Consider the following 16,492-nt stretch of genomic DNA (forward strand, 5'->3'; position numbering starts at 1 on the left):
GAGGGGGCGAGGCGGCCTGCCGCCAATGGCTTGCCCGTTGTAAGAATATTTATACCAAACAGCTGACCAGAAAACTGGAGGCCGATGATCGTGCACAAGCGGTGCGCACGATCATCGGCCTCTTTATGTTTGGGAGATTACATAGTCTACCGCCGGTTCTGCCGGAGGAAACATCACACAGGAGGTTCATATGAAAAGATTTACCTGTTTGTTGCTTGCAGCCATGGCCGTTTTGTCCCTCGGCCTGTCAGGTTGCGGCAGTTCCGCTTCCGGTTCCGCTCCCGGTCAATCAACGGGAAAGACCGTGACAATCAACGGGGCGCTGGAGCCGGGTGCCGCCAAGGCGACCCTGAAGACGGCGGGAGCCGCGACGGCTTCCATCGGCACCGTTACGGCTCTTGATGCCGCCACGGGCGCCGTCATCAGCGTCGCACCGGTCAATGTTATTCCGGACAGCACGGGCACGGGCGGGACCTTCAGCGGGCTCACGATCACCGCTCCGTCGAGCCAAGCGGGCGTCATCCTTCGGGTGGTCCTGAACAACGGCACGATCTATCGCGCGCTTGTCACCAGCGATCTGAGTACGCAAACCGGCCCCTTGTCGGCCACCATCGGCCCCAATTCCGATGCCGTCGTCACCTCGGTGTCGAGTTCCCTCGGCATCAGCGGCGTGCTGGGCGATAGCGGCGTAAAGGTCCCGGCGGGCACGAAGCTTGCCGATGTCGCAGCCGCGGTTACCACGGCGGCAAGTTCCGTCCTGCCCAAGCTGCAAACCGGGTATGTGGTGGATACGGGGGGCTCCAGCCCGGCGGTGCCGGGAATCTCGCTTATCGACAGGGTTTCCCAGACCGTAGTGAAAACCGTGCGCTTCACCAATCAGGCCGGCACCAGGATCGGCCATTTCGCCAACGTGACCGCCGACGGAAGCGAATTGTGGTCATGCAGCGGCCAGGGGGGCGCGACCGGGGTCGTGAATGTGTTCGATACCGCTGCCTTCAGGAATTTCAGTACGCTCAACGACAGCAATAAGGGGAGCTTCATCAAGAAATCGTTTGCCGTCGGTTGCGGTGTGCAAAACGTTCAATCTCCCGACGGCAAGTACATTTTCATCTCCGCCGACCAGTCGCCCAAGGGCATCAACGTGTTCGACGTAAAGAACCACGCCTATCTGGGCAATATCGCCAACGGCAACACCGCGCCCCATGTGGGCGCCGTTTCGGCAGACGGCAAAAAGTACTACACCACCACTGCCGGGTCGTACCACGCGGTTGGCTACGACATCTCCGGCCTGCCCGCCTCGGTGCCGACGGATGCGAACAAGATTCTGGATGTCAACCTGGGCTACGGCAGCCTCCACGCCCTGCGGCTCCACCCCAACGGCAAGTATCTCTTTGTCGGAAACAACACCTGGCCGGTGCCGGCCGGGGTGACAACCCCCACTTCCGGAACCAACGTCATCGATATCGCCACGCAAAAGATCATTGCCACCATACCGGGACGTCCGCACAACTACGCCATTTCCCCGGACGGCAAGTACCTCCTCGTCACCGAGTTGTCCTCGCCCGACTGCGAGGTGTCTCTCCCCGGCGATCCGGGCAACCGGCTGCAGTTCATCGATATCTCGACACTGCTTACCGCCAATCCCGATCCGTCGAAAATAGCGGATATCTATCATTTCAATACCCCCGGCTACGGCGGCAGCCATGCGTCATGGGACCCGACCACGGGAACCCTTTACTACTCGGTGTATGACACCACGAATCAGGGATGGCTGATCCTGCTCAACACCAGCGGCCTGTCGGCGGCCACGCCCAGCGTCGCCCAGATAGGCAGCTTCATAAAGATCGGTTGGGCTCCGCACGGCGTTCTGTTCCCCGGCATAAACGGCGATTAGGGACACCGCTTTCTCAAAATTGACTCATGTTGTCGCCGCCCCTCTGGGGCGGCGACAAAGCCGCTACTCATCCAGTAATGGAGAACGTATGAAAAGCATCCCGAGAATTTTCTGCTTGGTTGGCCTGTGCTGTAGCCTGTTGACTGCCGGCTGCGGAGACGGCGCCACTACCCGGTCCGCCACCGCAAAAACAGCATTGGACTCCCCGGCGGGCGTAACCGCCACTGGTGGAGTCAATATGGTGACACTCGCCTGGAATCCGGTTCCCGGCGCAACCTCCTACAACATCTACTGGTCTGCAAATCCGGGGGTGACCACGGCGACAGGCATAAAAATATCAGGAGTAAGCAGCCCGTATCACCATGATGGGCTGCTTGTCAGCCAAACCTATTTCTATGTTGTGACGGCGGTAAACGGCTCCGGCGAGGAAAGCCCGGCCAGCGAACAGGTTGCAACGGTTTCTGCAACCGGCGGCGCAAATCTGTACACTGCATACTGTGCCGGATGTCACGGCCCGCTTGCGGCCAGCACCATCATGGATGGCACCCCCGACCATATCAAGGCGGCTATTGCGGCCAACACGGGCGGCATGGGCACACTTACCACCCTGACCACGGACCAGATAGATATCATCGCCCAACTGCTGCCGTGTCATTGAGGGAGGTCTAATAATCAATTAATAAATATAATATTTATAGATAAAGTATTTTTATATTGACAACGTGCAAATGCGTTGCTATTTTGACCGTCACATACGCCATGGCCAGTGCGACAACGGCGCCTGTTGAAACGTTCAAGAACACCCATAACCAGCGACCGACCAGAAAAACTGGAGGTTAAGGCAGAGTGAGTCACACTCATGGCCTTAACCTCCTTTTTTTATTGTCGAACAGTACGCCTGGGCGGCGGTCGATCCGGCAAAAAGAAAGAGCGTATCAATGGCGGCTGTCATTCGCACCTGGTTCGCAAGCGTGGCGCAGTGATGCGATCAAATACAGACAACGAAAGGAGCATGACCACCATGAAATCACACCGTTTGCTCACCGCCGCAGGTTTCGCCCTGACCCTTGCACTCTCGGGAGTCCTCGCCGGTTGCGGCAGCAGCACCAGCAGCACTTCCACAAGCTCAACGCCGGCCGCCACCGTGGCCAAGGCCGTGGAGAATTTCACCACCACGGCAGCCCTGGCCGCAGAGCAGCAGAATGTCCTCGTCGTCGATGTCCGGGCCTTCAGCGCCTATAGCACCGGCCATATCCCCGGGGCCATTCGGAACACCGTGTCTCTGAATTCCGCCACGGCCTCGGCGACCGGTTTGCCCGGCACCCTCGGCCTGACCCAGGCCGAATTCGTCGCCCTGGCCGACAAGCTGGGGATTACCCCCTCCACCAAGGTGGTGGCCTACGACACCGACAACAGTTCCTCGGTGGGGCGTTTCGTCTGGACCCTGCTCCGCTACGGGCACAAAAACGTCGCCATCCTTGACGGCGGCTACCAGAAGTGGATCGCGGAAGGGCGTGCCAAGGCGACCAAGGCCAATTCCACGACGCCCACGGCCAACACCATCTCCTATGCCGTGACCAGCACGGCGGATATCGATGTCAGCGCCTCCTATGTCCTGTCCCGCATCAACGTGCCGGGCACGGTCATCTGGGACGCGCGGACCCCGCTGGAGTATATCGGCTATGACCTCCGCACCAACCCGCGGGGGGGACACATCCCCTATGCGGTCAACCTCGACTGGACGAATCTCCAGCAGCAGGGCAGCACCGGGGCCTATGTGCTGAAGAGCAGCACCGATATCCTGGCCCTGCTGGCCCAGTACGGCATCACGCCCGACAAGGAGATAATCGTCCATTGCCAGGCCGGGGTACGCTCCGCCTATGCCTCGGATACCCTTTTGGGGCTCGGCTTCACGAGGGTCAAGAACTATACCGGTTCCTGGGGCGAGTGGAGCGCCGCCAAGGACACGTCGGGAAACTATGTCTATCCCATTTCCACCGGCACCAACCCATAACCGAACCCATCCCGCCGGGGGCTCACGATGTCCCCGGCGCTTGCGGCACATAAGGAGGCAGTACCTTGAAACGCACGGCAATCACGACACTCATGACCACCCTGGTGGCGGCATACGCCGGCACGGCTTTCGCCGGTGCCTGGACCGCCCCGAAGAACGCCTTGTATGAAAAGCTGTCGTACAATTACTACTATGCCCACGAGAACTTCGACCGGTCGGGGAATCGGGGCGGCACGGCCAATAACGGGAAATTCACGGACAACAATATCAGCAACTATTTCGAGTACGGTCTGCGGGACGATCTGACGGTCATCAACTCGCTGACCTACAAGTGGCTGGACAACAAGGACGATACGGTCCATTCCACGGCCAGCAGCCTGGGGGATGTGGACCTGGGGCTGCGCTACAAGCTGCTGGACAGTAATGCCGGCATCGTCTCGACGCAACTGCTCGTCAAGATTCCGGGCGCCTATGACAAGGCAGACCCCCTGCCCCTGGGCAACGGCCAGTTCGATACGGAACTCAGATTGCTCTACGGCCGCTCCCTCTACCCGTTTATCCCCGGTTACGGTAATGTGGAGGTCGGCTACCGCTGGCGCGCGGATGGCCCGTCCGACGAGGTCCGCTACCTGATCGAGTTCGGCGTCGATATCACCAAAAGCATCTTCACCCGGGCCAAGCTCGACGGCATCTACAGCGTGGATAACGGAAAAAGGCAGGACGGCAGCGGCAACCCCACGACCACCAATAATTTCGACCTGGGGAAGCTGGACCTGACTGTGGGCTACAAGGTGACCCCCGCATGGGGGGTGGAGGTGAGCTACCGCCCCGATATCTACGGCCAGAACACGGCCGCCGGGGCGAACTATTCGTTTGCCCTGTACTACAAGACCCCCTGAGGTTGCATCGGCACCCCAAGGAATGTTACAAACCAAGGAAAGGATATGCCGTGACACGGGAAAGAACCTTACCCCCCGAACAGGGGTGCAACAAAAATCGCTCCTGGAAAGCGCCGCTGGTGCTGGCCCTGGTGGCGGCGGCCGTGGCCGGGGTGCACCTGTCTGGTGCCAGCCACTACCTCCAGCAGGAGCGGTTGCAGGCGCTGATCGCCTCCTACGGGATCCTGGCCCCGGCCATATACATCCTGATCTATAGCCTGGCGCCGGTGCTGTTCCTCCCCGGCCTGCCGATCACCGTCATCGGCGGCATCCTCTTCGGCCCGGTGTGGGGTGTGGTCTACGCCATCACCGGGGCCACCCTCGGCGCCTCCCTGGCCTTTCTGGTCGCCCGCTACGGCGCGCGGGACTGGGTGGCCAGACAGCTCACCGGCCCCAAATGGCAGCGGCTGGACAATGAGGTGGCGCAGCATGGCTGGAAGGTGGTGGCCTTCACCCGCCTGATCCCCGCCTTTCCCTTCAACCTGCTGAACTATGCCTTCGGCCTGACCACGGTTCCCTTTACCCACTACGCGGCGGCCTCCTTTGTCTGCATGCTGCCGGCCTGCATCGCCTTCATCGTCTTTTCCAGTTCGCTTTTGGGGCTGGTCAAAGGCGCGGTTTCGGCGACGGCGCTCCTGGGCATCGGCCTGGTGGCGCTGGTGTCGCTCATGCCGGTGGCCTACCGGCGCTTCAAGAGGGGCGGGGGGCAAAAAACGCTGGTTGCCGACTAAAAACGGATTTCGGGAGGTCTCTTTCATGAAAGTGCGCGACAGCGGCATGCCCGACGAGTGTATGTGGTCCGGTTTTTTCGATCCCGATTTCATCCTCCGTGCTTTCGGGCTCGATCAGGGGATAGGGGATGTGGTAGAGTTCGGTTGTGGTTATGGAACCTTCACCCTTGCGGCAGCCCGGCTGGTGGCTGGTACTGTCTACGCCCAGGATATCGAGCAGGAGATGGTGGCTGCCGTGCAGGAAAAAAGCAGGCATGCCCGAATAAAAAACATACGGGCGTCAGTGCGGGATTTCGTTGGCCAGGGCACGGGATTCGCGGACAACTCGATCGATGCGGCGCTCCAGTTCAACATACTGCACCATGAACAGCCGATCGCACTGATGGCGGAGTCGTGGCGCATCCTCAAGCCGGGTGGCGTGCTGGCCGTCATCCACTGGAATCATGACCCGTCCACCCCGCGGGGGCCCGTGTTGGAGATCCGGCCACGCCCCGAAGAATGTATTGCGTGGGGTAAAGCCGCCGGCTTTGGATTCGACGAACGTAACCGTTTTGATTTTCCGCCCTATCATTATGGGCTATTGTTTCAGCGTTGAAAAAGGAATTGACATGATCGCCCCCCCCGACATAGCCCTGATCATCCCGGCCCGGAACGAAGAGCTCGCACTGCCGGGGGTGCTTGGCAGCGTGCCCCTGGGGATCACGCGGGTCGTAGTGGTGGACAACGGCTCCACGGACGGCACGGCCCAGGTCGCCGCCCACTGGGGAGCCCAGGTCGTCGGCGAGCCGGTGCCGGGGTACGGACGGGCCTGCCTGGCCGGGCTGGCCTGCCTGCGGCACAAGCCCCCGGCCATCGTGGCGTTCGTCGACGCCGACGGCAGCGACGACCTGGCGGGCCTGCCGGGCCTGATCGCCCCGGTGGTCGCCGGAGAGCGGGATTTCATGTTGGGGCGGCGGGTGCCGGTGGAACGGGCGGCCCTCAGTTTCCAGCAACGCTTCGGGCACTGGCTGGCCACCGGACTGATCCGGCTCTTCTGGCGGCACCGCTACCGGGACCTGGGGCCCATGCGGGTCATCCGCTGGGGGGACCTGGAGCGCCTGGCCATGGCCGACCGGGCCTTCGGCTGGACGGTGGAGATGCAGGTCCGGGCGATCAAAGCAGGGTTGCGGATCGAAGAAATCGACGTCCCCTATCACCGCCGCAGCGCCGGAACGTCCAAGATCAGCCGGACGATCGGCGGCACGGTCAAGGCCGGGAGCACGATCCTCTGGGTTATCGGCCGCGAAGTGTTCCAGGGGCTACGGCAGAAACAGCGGCGGGAACTACCTTCCGGAACGGCTATTGTTGCCGAGCCGCACTAGACAAAGATAAGGAGCAGAAGTCATGCAGGTTAGCGCACCATCTCTTCGGCCCGCCACGCGGGCCGGCTTGTTTCGGGTTATAGGTGTCTTGTTGGTTATGGCGGCGACAGCCGTCTGCTGCTCCCCGGTTGCCATGGCGGCCGATCTGGGGTTGATCGATGCGGCCGCCCTGAAAGGGAACCATGCAAAATGGGTCGTCCTGGACGCCCGTCCCAAAGCCGACTGGGAAGCGGGCCACATCCCCGGTGCCATCCCCTTCTCCTGGGAGAACTACACCCGCACCGACGCCAAAGGGGTGAAGTACAGCTCGTTTCCGCCCCAGGAGGTGGCCGTGGCGCTGGCCTGGCTGGGGATCGACGAAAAGACGCCGGTGGTGGTGTACGGCGATGCCGACAAGAGCTGGGGCGGGGAGGGGTATGACGTGTGGCTCCTCTCCTGGCTCGGGCACAAAGGCCCCATCCGGCTCTTGAACGGCGGCCTTCAGGCCTGGCGCGGCCAGAACCTGCCCCTGGTCAGGGGGGCGGAAAAGCCCGCCGCCCGAAAGGCCCGCTACCGCGTGAGCCTCAAGCCCCAGTACCAGATCTCCACGGAAGAGGTGCAAAACGGGAAAGGGGCCTACGCGCTGGTGGATGTCCGCTCGACCTTCGAGTGGCTCAAGGGGAGGATACCGGGCGCCGTCCATATCCCGTGGGAGGAATTCTACACCGGCAAGGAGCGCCGCCCGCTGCCGGCGGCGGAGTTGAAGAAACTGCTCGCCAAGCATGGCGTGGATACCTCGAAACCGGTGGTCTACTACTGCCTGGGGGGCATCCGCTCCGGCTATGCCTGGACGGCCCACCAGTTGGCGGGACTGCCCGAGGCCCATAACTACAAGGGAGGCTGGGCCGCCTGGGACAAGCGGTCGGGCCAGTAAGGAAGGGTAGTTATCCATGATGAGCCCCGTACCGTCATCATACCGCGCCGCGTGTGCTCTGGTGCTGCTGTCGCTTTTCCTGTGCGCCGCACCCGCGGTTGTCTGCGCCGGTACGGATCAGGCCCCCGCAAAGGCGACCCAGGGGAGCGGCAAGAAGAAACTGCTCCTCTTCGCCAAGAACCCCGCCACCTGGGCCATCGTCACGGGGGGCGCCACCGGCAGGCTGGTCTATCGCGAGAAGAGCGGCGCTTTCGCCCTGAATGCCGCCGGACTGCGCCCCCGCTCGGCCTACGCCCTGGTCAGATACGCGGACGCTCCCCCGCATGTGGATATCCTGGCCCGGGGGGAGAGCGACCGGCGCGGCAACCTGGAACTCCACGGCGTCTGGCACACCTGGCTGAAGAAATTCTGGGTGGTGCCGGGCGAGGATGCGCTGGGCAAGGCCGGGGAGGCCGGATCGTTGCGGGCCTGGCGGCCGGACAACTATCTGTTCGAGGAAAAACAGCTCGGCATCCCCTGCGATTGCCCCGAGCCGGAGGAACCATAGTGACGGCACTGATCACCATGAAGGGCGCACCGGTATGATCCAGGCATGAGGCCCCTGCTGCACGCACTCATACCGGTCCTGACCGCGGTCCATTTCAGCGCCCTGTTCGGCCTCTGCCTGTACGGCATGCACCGGATCCGGCTGATCCGCTGCCTGTACCGCCCCAAAGGCCCCGGGACGCCGCAGCCGCCCCTGCCTGCCGCCCTCCCCATGGTCACGGTGCAACTGCCGCTGTACAACGAACGCTTTGTGGCGGAACGGTTGCTGGACGCCGCCGCCCGCCTCGACTGGCCCCGGGACCGGTTCCAGATCCAGGTGCTGGACGATTCGGACGACGATACCCGCCAGTTGGTGGACGAGCGGGCCGCCCGGTGGCGCGGGGAGGAGATCGCCATAGACGTGGTGCGCAGAACCGGCCGCGCAGGCTACAAGGCCGGGGCGCTGGCCCATGGCCTGGCGACGGCGCGGGGCGAGTTCATCGCCGTCTTCGATGCCGACTTCATACCGGCCCCCGATTTCCTCCACGCCACCATCCCCTGGTTCGCGGATGGTGGCGTCGGCATGGTCCAGACCCGTTGGGGCTTCTGCAACGCCGACCACTCCTGGTTCACCGGCATCCAGTCCCTCCTGCTCGGCCCCCATTTCAGCATCGAGCACCGGGTGCGCTACCAGGAAGGGCTGTTCTTCAACTTCAACGGCACCGCCGGGGTCTGGCGCAGGAGCGCCATCGCCTCCGCCGGGGGGTGGCAGTCCGATACGGTGACCGAGGACCTGGACCTGAGCTACCGGGCCCAACTGGCGGGGTGGCGCTTCGTCTACCGGGAGGAGTGCCGGGTGCCCTCGGAGCTGCCGGTGACCATGGCGGCGCTGCGCAGCCAGCAGCAGCGCTGGGCCAAGGGGTCCGTCCAGACCGCCCGCAAGATCCTGCCCCGCCTGCTGCGGGCGCGACTTCCCCTGGCCGTCAAGGTCGAGGCGGTGGCCCATCTCATGGCCAATATCTACTGGCTCCTGGGGATGGTCGTCATGCTGACCCTCTACCCGGCGGTCACCTGGCGGGTCGGCATCGGCCTGCACCAGATGCTGCGCATCGACCTGCCGATCTTTTTGGCCACCAGCGGGGCGATCATGGGCTACTTCCTGCTCTACGCCCTCCGCAGCGGGACCGGAAAGCTGCGGCATCTCCTGCTATTGCCCGCCCTCACCATCGGGCTGGCCCCCAGCATCTCGATCTCGGTGCTGCAGGGGCTCTGCCGCTCCGGCGGGACCTTCGAGCGGACGCCGAAGTTCGGCGTCCAGGGACGGGAACGGATGCCGGGGCTGGCCTTCCTCTACCGCCAGAAAAGTATCCCCTACATCGCCATGAACGGCGCACTGTTCATCTACTGCCTGCTGCCGCTTTTCTTCGCCTGGCAGCGGGAAACCTGGTTCGCCGTGCCGCTGTTCCTGCTCTTCCCCTTCGGGTTCGCCCTAGTGATCGCCAAGGACCTGACCGAGGCGCTGCCGTCCCGCCGGACGCTCTGAATCCTGCCGGGCGCTAGCATGCCGCCGCCCGCCGCTTTCCCCCGAACAATCTGCCCGCCAGGTATGCCGTTACCGGCGCCAGAAAGATCGCCGCCGTCACCGGCATGCTCTCCAGCCATTGCCCCTGGATGAAGTAGGGTAGCTGCACCCGATAGGCCAAAAAGACCGCCCAGCAGAGCACCAGGCCGGCCGGGCCGGCGCAAAAGGGGAGGAAGACCGCCAGGCAGAGGGCATACCAGGGTTGCAGGGTAGGGGTGAAAAGCAGGAACGCCATGGCGATGGCATAGGACGCCCCCAGCGCCCGGCGCATCCCGGCGGCCGTCGGGATGCCGCAACCGATGCTGCCGATACAACGGAGCGTGATCGTGGCGGCGACCAGCAGGAAAGAGGAGGACAGGAGCATCCTGGCTGCCGTCCCCGAGCCGGTCGCGGTGCGCAGGATGTGGAAGGCGAACCCGGCGAATTCCCAATTGCGGGCGTAGGCGTCCAGGGTGGCGGCCATGTTGGCCAGGTGGGGGAGAAACGGCAGCAGCAGGGCCGCCAGGCCGCCCAGGAACCCGGCGGCAAAATACCGCCGCCGCCCCGGCGGGACCATGAGGAAGAGCAGCGGCGCGAGGATGAACGGGAACAGCTTCACCAGGCCGGCAGCCGCCAACAGCGCCCCGGAGAGCAGAAACGGCCATGGCCGCCCACCGGATGCGGGAGCGTTCCGGCGGTCCGCCGCAAGCAGGCAGAAGGAGCCGATCAGCATGGTGAGGCCTGCGCCGTCCACATGCCCCGATCCGGCGATCTCCAGCAGCGGCAGCGGATTCCACGCATAGAGCGCCGCCCGCCACACCGGCTGCTCCAGCCGTTTCAGCAGCAGTGCCACCAGCAGGCAGAGCCCCAGGTCGAGCAGCACCAGAAGCGCCTTGAGGCCGGTAATGGCGCCCCCGAGGGCGGCCCCCCCGGCGAAGATGACCTGGGCCATGGGGGGATAGATGGTGACATAGCCGGGATGATTGATCCGGGCATGAACGGCGGCCAGTTCCGGCGGCGGCCTCACGGCGGCGGGTGCCGCTGCGTAAGGATTGATCCCGTGCAGCACCCTGCTGCCGTCCCACAGGTAGCGGTAGCTGTCGTCGGAGAGTTGGGGCGGGGCGAACAGAAACAGCAGGCGCAGTACGAGCGCCACGGCGAGAATGACGGCCGGGGACCAGGAAATTTTTTCCCGCTCGCCGTAATAGAGGGTAGCGGCGAGCGCCATGGCCATGGCCGCCGTGGCGCCCACCAGCATCGGCACCGCCAGGCGCAATTCCGGTTGCAGGGCCAGGAGAAAAGCGGCGGTAAGGATGATGGCTGCCGGCAACAAGGCCGGGATGGCGCGGCCGTCACCCTGTTTTTGGCGTTTTTCGCAGATGTTCATGGATAATGGCGGTCCGGGCGCGACGTGACAGGCTGGTGAATAGTATCTGCCCGTTCCGGAAAATCCAAGTTTAAAGTGTGAAATTCGTCGTGGCGCTCTTTCACTCGTCCATAACCGCCGTGACCACGTGCCAAAGGAGTGGGGCGGGGCATAGGGCGCATGCCGTCGTTCTCCCCGGCGGCGGTGGTATGGATAACTAACCCGTTTACAAAAAAATTATCGTAATCTAATTTATTTCCTGTTAAAAAGTAAGTATTTGTGGCTTAATAGGTGAAATTTTATTATATTCCCTCGCATGTCAATAAATTCCGTTCTTGGTGCCTTGCCAACGCACTACAAGGAGGATTTTGATTGCAACAGATTCCGGGAACGATCCTTGAAGCCATAGAGTCGATCCAATTGCCGTCCATGCCGCAGGTATTGCTGCGGTTTTTGACCGTGACGCATGACGATCTGGCATCGATGGCCGACTTGGCAAAGGTGGTCGGGCAGGACCCCGCACTGAGCGCACGGGTTCTCACGGTCGCAAATTCGCCGGCGCTACGCGGTGGGACGGAGATCAAAAGCCTTGATCAGGGGCTGGTCGTGCTGGGCACGCGCCTGATGAGGACTCTGGCCGCCTGCCTCGCCATTCAGAGCGTTTTTGCCCGCACTGCCGGTGATTTGCGATACGATCTGACCGGATTTTGGGGCCATGCGCTCCGGGTTGCCGAGCTGTCCTCCGTCATCGCCTCACGCGTCAACTACCCCGATGCGGGTGAGGCCTATTTGGCCGGCCTGATGCATGATATCGGCCAGTTGCTCCTGCTGGGGGGCATGGGTGACAGCTACGGCGTTCTGCTTGACGGGAGCGCCGATGAAACCGCTCTTCACGGCGCTGAAAATTCCCAGCTCGGTACCGATCATACCGCCGTCGGTGCCTGGTTGGTCGATCAATGGAACCTCTCGTCCTTCATGGCGGATGCGATTCTTTTTCATCACCGGCCGGCCAGCGAGATTGTAAAGGCCGATTTCCTCAGTCAAATCGTGTGGTCTGCGCATATCATCGATGACACCAGGGATTCGGGGCCCGTACAAGACGAAGCAACCCCCACGTTAGCCGTTGTCGAATCGGCCCTTGGCATCACCGCCTCCGATGTGGCGACCATGCAGCAGGCATGTACCGAACGCATCGCCGAACTGGCTGCCGCGCTTGACATCGAGTGCGCCGGCCACACGAAGACCCTTCCGTATTTCGCCACCCCGTTCGAACACTTCAGACCAAAGCTGAACGATACCAGCGTGACCTATTCCCGCCTGGAAACGATGGTGCGTGACATGGCCACCATGAATTCCCTGCAGCAAAACCTCTCCGGCCTCTGCGGCGAAGCCGAAATTGTCCTGGCCGTACGCGAATCGGCCCGAATCCTGTTTGGCGTGGGGCGCATCGCCTTTCTCTTTGTCCAGCAGGATAGGCAGGTGCTCTCCGGGGCGGACCTGGCCGGACAGCCGGCCCTGCTTCAGCGGCTCCGGATTAAACTCGGCTCCGGGCAGAGCCTTGCGGCTACCGCTCTCCTGGAACAACAGCCCGCCTCCACCTTTGATGATGAGCGCTCGTCGGCGGCCTCGCTTGTCGATGTGCAGATCGCCCGCGCGCTGGGGTGCCAGGGCGTCCTGTACGCTCCCCTGTGTGTCCGCGGGAATCACATCGGCGTCATGGTCTATGGAGTGACCGCTGCCCAATATGCCAGGATACGGCCCCGCCTCGGCTTGGTGGCTCGTTTCGCCAACCTGGCTGCGGAGAGCATTGAAACCTGGAGAGAAGCGCGCGATCACGAGCAGGAGGTTGCCACAACCCTGCAGAGCGGCTTCGAACAGCGGGCACGCAAGGTCGTGCATGAAGCCGGAAACCCGCTCGCCATCATCAAAAACTATCTGAAGATCGTCAGCCGGAAGCTGCCCGACGAACTCAACGTGCATCAGGAGATGACGATCCTCGGCGAGGAAATCGATCGCGTGACGCAGATCGTGCGGAGTCTGGTCGAGGGCGGCGACGTTCCGACGGCCACGGGTCTATTCGACGTCAATACGGTGATCGAGGAGATGTTGGCGCTGTACGGCGAAACGTTTTTCGCCGGTTGCGGCATAACCCTCCTCAAATCGCTGGAGCCCAACCTCCCCCCGGTCAGCGGGGAGCGGGACAGTTTCAAACAGATCCTGTTCAACCTCTGGAAAAACGCGTCAGAGGCGATGCCGGAAGGGGGCCGCATCACCATCTCCACGCGCGGGGACATGCTGCTGGATGGGCAGCCCTCCATCGAAATTCATGTCAGCGACTCGGGCCCCGGCCTGCCCCCGGAGGTCATGCAGGGGCTCTTCAAGCCGCTGGCCGCCAACAGGCGCCCGGGTCATTCCGGCATCGGCCTGTCTATCGTGGCGTCACTGGTCGAGCGTCTCGGCGGTCGAATCGGATGCCAGAATCAGGCGGGGCAGGGAGCGTGCTTCATTATTCTTCTGCCGCAATCCGAGGGACAACCCAAAGAATGAATTTTTTCGTCCAATCGAAATTCAACCATACGCACGAAGTGGTTGAGCAACCGGAACGCATACTCATCGTCGACGATGAACCGCGGATGCGTTCCAGCCTGCACCAGCTCCTGGAGGGCCCAAACCGGGACATCGCGGAGTGCGGAAGCGGCGAAGATGCGATCGCCGTACTCAAGAACAACGACATGGATCTGGTCCTGCTGGACATCCATCTGCCGGGCATTTCCGGCCTGGATGTGATGGAATGGCTCGTGAATTTCAATGCGACGACGCGAGTCATCATGGTCAGTGCGGATGCCAACATCGACTCCGCCATACGTGCCCTTCGCGGCGGAGCCGTGGAATTCATCCGCAAGCCCTATGACCTGGAAGAGATGCAGCAGAAGGTCGACAACGCCCTGCTGCGCAGCCGTCTGGAGCGCATCAATGCGCTGATGACCATGCGCCTCGAACTTTCCGAGCGCATGCACCGGTTCCTGGTGGAGAGCTCCCCGGATATCATCTACACGCTCGATACGGACGGCTGCTTCATGTTCATCAATGGCCGGGCCGAGTCGCTGCTCGGCTATTCCCGTGACGAACTGGTGGGGTGCCACTTCACCGCAATCGTTTCTGACGAAGACATCGATATCGCCAGATATGCCTTCACCGAGCGCCGCCGCGACACCCGTGCCACGACAAATATGGAAGTGCGCCTGAAGTGCAACGGCAGCCACCGCTTCGAGTCCCGCCAGATCGTCGTGGTGGTAAGCGCCATGGGGGTCTATGAGGAAAACGGTGATGGCGATGACTCCCTGGCGAGCCGTTTTCTCGGCACCTACGGCGTGGCGCGCGATATCACCGAGCGCAAGAAAGCCGAAGAGACCATCAGCTTTCAGGCCATGCACGACCATCTTACCCATCTGCCGAACCGCAGACTGTTCAAGGACCGGCTCGAACTGTCCATGAGCCAGGCGAAACGGAATGGCCGGCTGGTGGGTGTCATGTTTCTCGATCTCGACCGCTTCAAGCTCGTGAATGACACCCATGGGCATGCCGAAGGGGATGAACTCCTGGTAAACGTGGCTCATCGCCTGCGCAACTGCGTCAGGGGCGGCGACACCCTGGCCCGCCAGGGTGGGGACGAATTCACGGTGCTTTTGCCGGATCTGTATCGCCCCGAGGATGCGGGTATCATCGCCGAGAAGGTGCTCGATGTGCTGAAGGCGCCATTCCTGGTGAGAGGGCAGGAATTCCGGGCAACGGCCAGCATCGGCATTGCCGTGTATCCCAGCGACGGGGATAGTGCCGATGTGCTGTTGAAGAACGCCGATATCGCGATGTACAAGGTCAAGGCGACCGGCAAGAACAACTACCTGTTCTTTACCCCTGAGATGAATGCCTGCTATCACGAGCGCATCAGCCTTGAAAACGAATTGCGGCAGGCCATCAGCAACTCTGAGTTCGAGTTGTACTATCAACCCAAGGTCAGTATTTGCGGGGACCGGATCGTCGGCCTGGAAGCCTTGATCAGGTGGCGGCATCCGGTGCACGGGCTATTGAATCCGGCCAGCTTCATCGATCTGGCCGAGGAGTCGGGACTGATTTGCGACATAACCGACTGGGTGTTGGCAGAGGCGTGCAGCCAAATGGCCCGCTGGCGTGAAATAGGGCTGGATAATCTGCGTATTTCGGTCAACGTCTCGCCTTCGGAGTTCACCCATAGTGACTTTCTCGAGCGGATCGTCTGCAACATTACCAAGTTCGGTCTCCCAACCGATGCCGTGGAGATAGAAATTACCGAAAACCTCCTGTTGCACGATGCCCCGGGTATCATCGACAAGATGCGCTATCTGCGCAATCATGGGGTGCGAATCTCCATCGATGACTTCGGCACCCGCTATTCTTCGCTCAATTACCTGCGCAAGTTCCCCATCAACACCATTAAGATCGACCAGTCGTTTGTCCGCGACCTGGCGGCGGGAACGACGGTCTCACCTATTCTCCATGCCATTATCGGCATGGCGCGCGGATTTGGACTGCATCTCGTGGCGGAGGGCGTCGAGACCATGTTCCAGTTGGAAACCCTGAACGAGCTCGGCTGCGATGAGATGCAGGGCTATCTTTTCAGCAAGCCGATACCTGCCGCCGAGGTTAAACTGATGCTGATGAATTCACTCCCGGGGTTCTCGAGCCAGTGGCACTACGGCACACGATCATCGACCTCCGGCATGGCTGTGCCGGTCGGCTTGCCCGATTGAAGCAAATGGCCGGTTCACCACGTGACACGGCATAGTGTCCGGCGGTGCGGAGTGCGCGCGGGTAGGGGGCGTAGCTGCGGCAGGGTAACAAACAAGGACTCGGGCGATTAAGCCTGAGTCCTTGTTTTGTTTGGTTGCGGGGACAGGATTTCAACCTGTGACCTTCGGGTTATGATGCGCTTCTTATTTTAATTTCAGTCATATTATCTGGTTAGATGCATTTTCAAAACAGACCCAGTTAAGAACAACCATGAACTGCACAGTAGTTCTCTTGGATAATTGTCCGAAGTCACCTTCCTCAGGGCGAAGGATTCCTCCGGCGGATCCCCCATGATCGACGCCCGGTGCGGGACCATCACCGAAAAGCTAGTCTTCCGCCAAGCTGCAGCTTGAACCGCAAAT

Annotated in this window: 13 protein-coding genes; 12 read left to right on the top strand and 1 reads right to left on the bottom strand. The window is 61.9% G+C overall.

Features of this window, described 5'->3' with window-relative positions; all coding sequences use genetic code 11:
• The first annotated feature begins 190 nt into the window (after positions 1–190).
• From F6V30_RS09645 to F6V30_RS09690, 10 genes are all read left to right on the top strand, one after another.
• Complete coding sequence (locus F6V30_RS09645; protein ID WP_151156764.1) at positions 191–1,894, top strand: beta-propeller fold lactonase family protein; 1,704 nt, start codon at positions 191–193, stop codon at positions 1,892–1,894.
• Between the two features lie 238 nt (positions 1,895–2,132).
• Positions 2,133–2,552 carry a c-type cytochrome gene (locus F6V30_RS09650; RefSeq protein WP_191965639.1) on the top strand — a complete coding sequence of 140 codons (420 nt, stop codon included), beginning with the start codon at positions 2,133–2,135 and terminating at the stop codon, positions 2,550–2,552.
• A gap of 363 nt (positions 2,553–2,915) precedes the next feature.
• Complete coding sequence (locus tag F6V30_RS09655; RefSeq protein WP_191965640.1) at positions 2,916–3,908, top strand: sulfurtransferase; 993 nt, start codon at positions 2,916–2,918, stop codon at positions 3,906–3,908.
• Positions 3,909–3,973: 65 nt separating this feature from the next.
• Positions 3,974–4,807, top strand: a complete 834-nt coding sequence (locus F6V30_RS09660) for a hypothetical protein (protein WP_151156767.1) — start codon at positions 3,974–3,976, stop codon at positions 4,805–4,807.
• Between the two features lie 50 nt (positions 4,808–4,857).
• On the top strand, positions 4,858–5,577 hold the full coding sequence (locus F6V30_RS09665; RefSeq protein ID WP_246163405.1) for a TVP38/TMEM64 family protein: 720 nt from the start codon (positions 4,858–4,860) through the stop codon (positions 5,575–5,577).
• A 25-nt stretch (positions 5,578–5,602) separates the two neighbouring features.
• On the top strand, positions 5,603–6,172 hold the full coding sequence (locus F6V30_RS09670; protein ID WP_151156768.1) for a class I SAM-dependent methyltransferase: 570 nt from the start codon (positions 5,603–5,605) through the stop codon (positions 6,170–6,172).
• Positions 6,173–6,185: 13 nt separating this feature from the next.
• Positions 6,186–6,938: a glycosyltransferase family 2 protein gene (locus F6V30_RS09675; protein ID WP_151156769.1), complete on the top strand. Its 753-nt coding sequence runs from the start codon at positions 6,186–6,188 to the stop codon at positions 6,936–6,938.
• 97 nt (positions 6,939–7,035) lie between these two features.
• The gene (locus F6V30_RS09680; protein ID WP_246163406.1) at positions 7,036–7,851 is read left to right on the top strand and encodes a sulfurtransferase; all 816 of its coding nucleotides are present in this window, start codon (positions 7,036–7,038) and stop codon (positions 7,849–7,851) included.
• A gap of 16 nt (positions 7,852–7,867) precedes the next feature.
• Complete coding sequence (locus F6V30_RS09685) at positions 7,868–8,398, top strand: hypothetical protein (protein WP_151156771.1); 531 nt, start codon at positions 7,868–7,870, stop codon at positions 8,396–8,398.
• Between the two features lie 45 nt (positions 8,399–8,443).
• Positions 8,444–9,919 (top strand): glycosyltransferase, encoded by a 1,476-nt coding sequence (locus F6V30_RS09690; protein WP_246163408.1) that lies wholly within the window; start codon positions 8,444–8,446, stop codon positions 9,917–9,919.
• Between the two features lie 13 nt (positions 9,920–9,932).
• Here the strand turns inward: F6V30_RS09690 and F6V30_RS09695 are convergent, their stop codons facing one another.
• Positions 9,933–11,324 carry an MptA/MptB family glycosyltransferase gene (locus F6V30_RS09695; protein ID WP_151156772.1) on the bottom strand — a complete coding sequence of 464 codons (1,392 nt, stop codon included), beginning with the start codon at positions 11,322–11,324 and terminating at the stop codon, positions 9,933–9,935.
• Between the two features lie 351 nt (positions 11,325–11,675).
• On the opposite strand from F6V30_RS09695, the gene F6V30_RS09700 reads away from it, so the two are divergent.
• Both F6V30_RS09700 and F6V30_RS09705 read left to right on the top strand, forming a co-directional pair.
• Positions 11,676–13,850: an HDOD domain-containing protein gene (locus F6V30_RS09700; protein ID WP_151156773.1), complete on the top strand. Its 2,175-nt coding sequence runs from the start codon at positions 11,676–11,678 to the stop codon at positions 13,848–13,850.
• Positions 13,847–16,090: a two-component system response regulator gene (locus tag F6V30_RS09705; RefSeq protein ID WP_151156774.1), complete on the top strand. Its 2,244-nt coding sequence runs from the start codon at positions 13,847–13,849 to the stop codon at positions 16,088–16,090. Before F6V30_RS09700 ends, F6V30_RS09705 begins: the two co-directional genes overlap by 4 nt.
• Positions 16,091–16,492 lie beyond the last annotated feature (402 nt).

The sequence above is a fragment of the Oryzomonas sagensis genome (genome assembly GCF_008802355.1).
Classification (GTDB): Bacteria; Desulfobacterota; Desulfuromonadia; order Geobacterales; family Pseudopelobacteraceae; genus Oryzomonas; species Oryzomonas sagensis.

Excerpts from the sequence above, each read along its gene's own strand:
- F6V30_RS09645 (WP_151156764.1), top strand. The coding sequence starts at position 191 with ATGAAAAGATTTACCTGTTTGTTGCTTGCAGCCATGGCCGTTTTGTCC.
- F6V30_RS09650 (WP_191965639.1), top strand. The coding sequence starts at position 2,133 with ATGGTGACACTCGCCTGGAATCCGGTTCCCGGCGCAACCTCCTACAAC.
- F6V30_RS09655 (WP_191965640.1), top strand. The coding sequence starts at position 2,916 with ATGAAATCACACCGTTTGCTCACCGCCGCAGGTTTCGCCCTGACCCTT.
- F6V30_RS09670 (WP_151156768.1), top strand. The coding sequence starts at position 5,603 with ATGAAAGTGCGCGACAGCGGCATGCCCGACGAGTGTATGTGGTCCGGT.
- F6V30_RS09675 (WP_151156769.1), top strand. The coding sequence starts at position 6,186 with ATGATCGCCCCCCCCGACATAGCCCTGATCATCCCGGCCCGGAACGAA.
- F6V30_RS09680 (WP_246163406.1), top strand. The coding sequence starts at position 7,036 with ATGGCGGCGACAGCCGTCTGCTGCTCCCCGGTTGCCATGGCGGCCGAT.
- F6V30_RS09685 (WP_151156771.1), top strand. The coding sequence starts at position 7,868 with ATGATGAGCCCCGTACCGTCATCATACCGCGCCGCGTGTGCTCTGGTG.
- F6V30_RS09690 (WP_246163408.1), top strand. The coding sequence starts at position 8,444 with ATGAGGCCCCTGCTGCACGCACTCATACCGGTCCTGACCGCGGTCCAT.
- F6V30_RS09695 (WP_151156772.1), bottom strand. The coding sequence starts at position 11,324 with ATGAACATCTGCGAAAAACGCCAAAAACAGGGTGACGGCCGCGCCATC.
- F6V30_RS09705 (WP_151156774.1), top strand. The coding sequence starts at position 13,847 with ATGAATTTTTTCGTCCAATCGAAATTCAACCATACGCACGAAGTGGTT.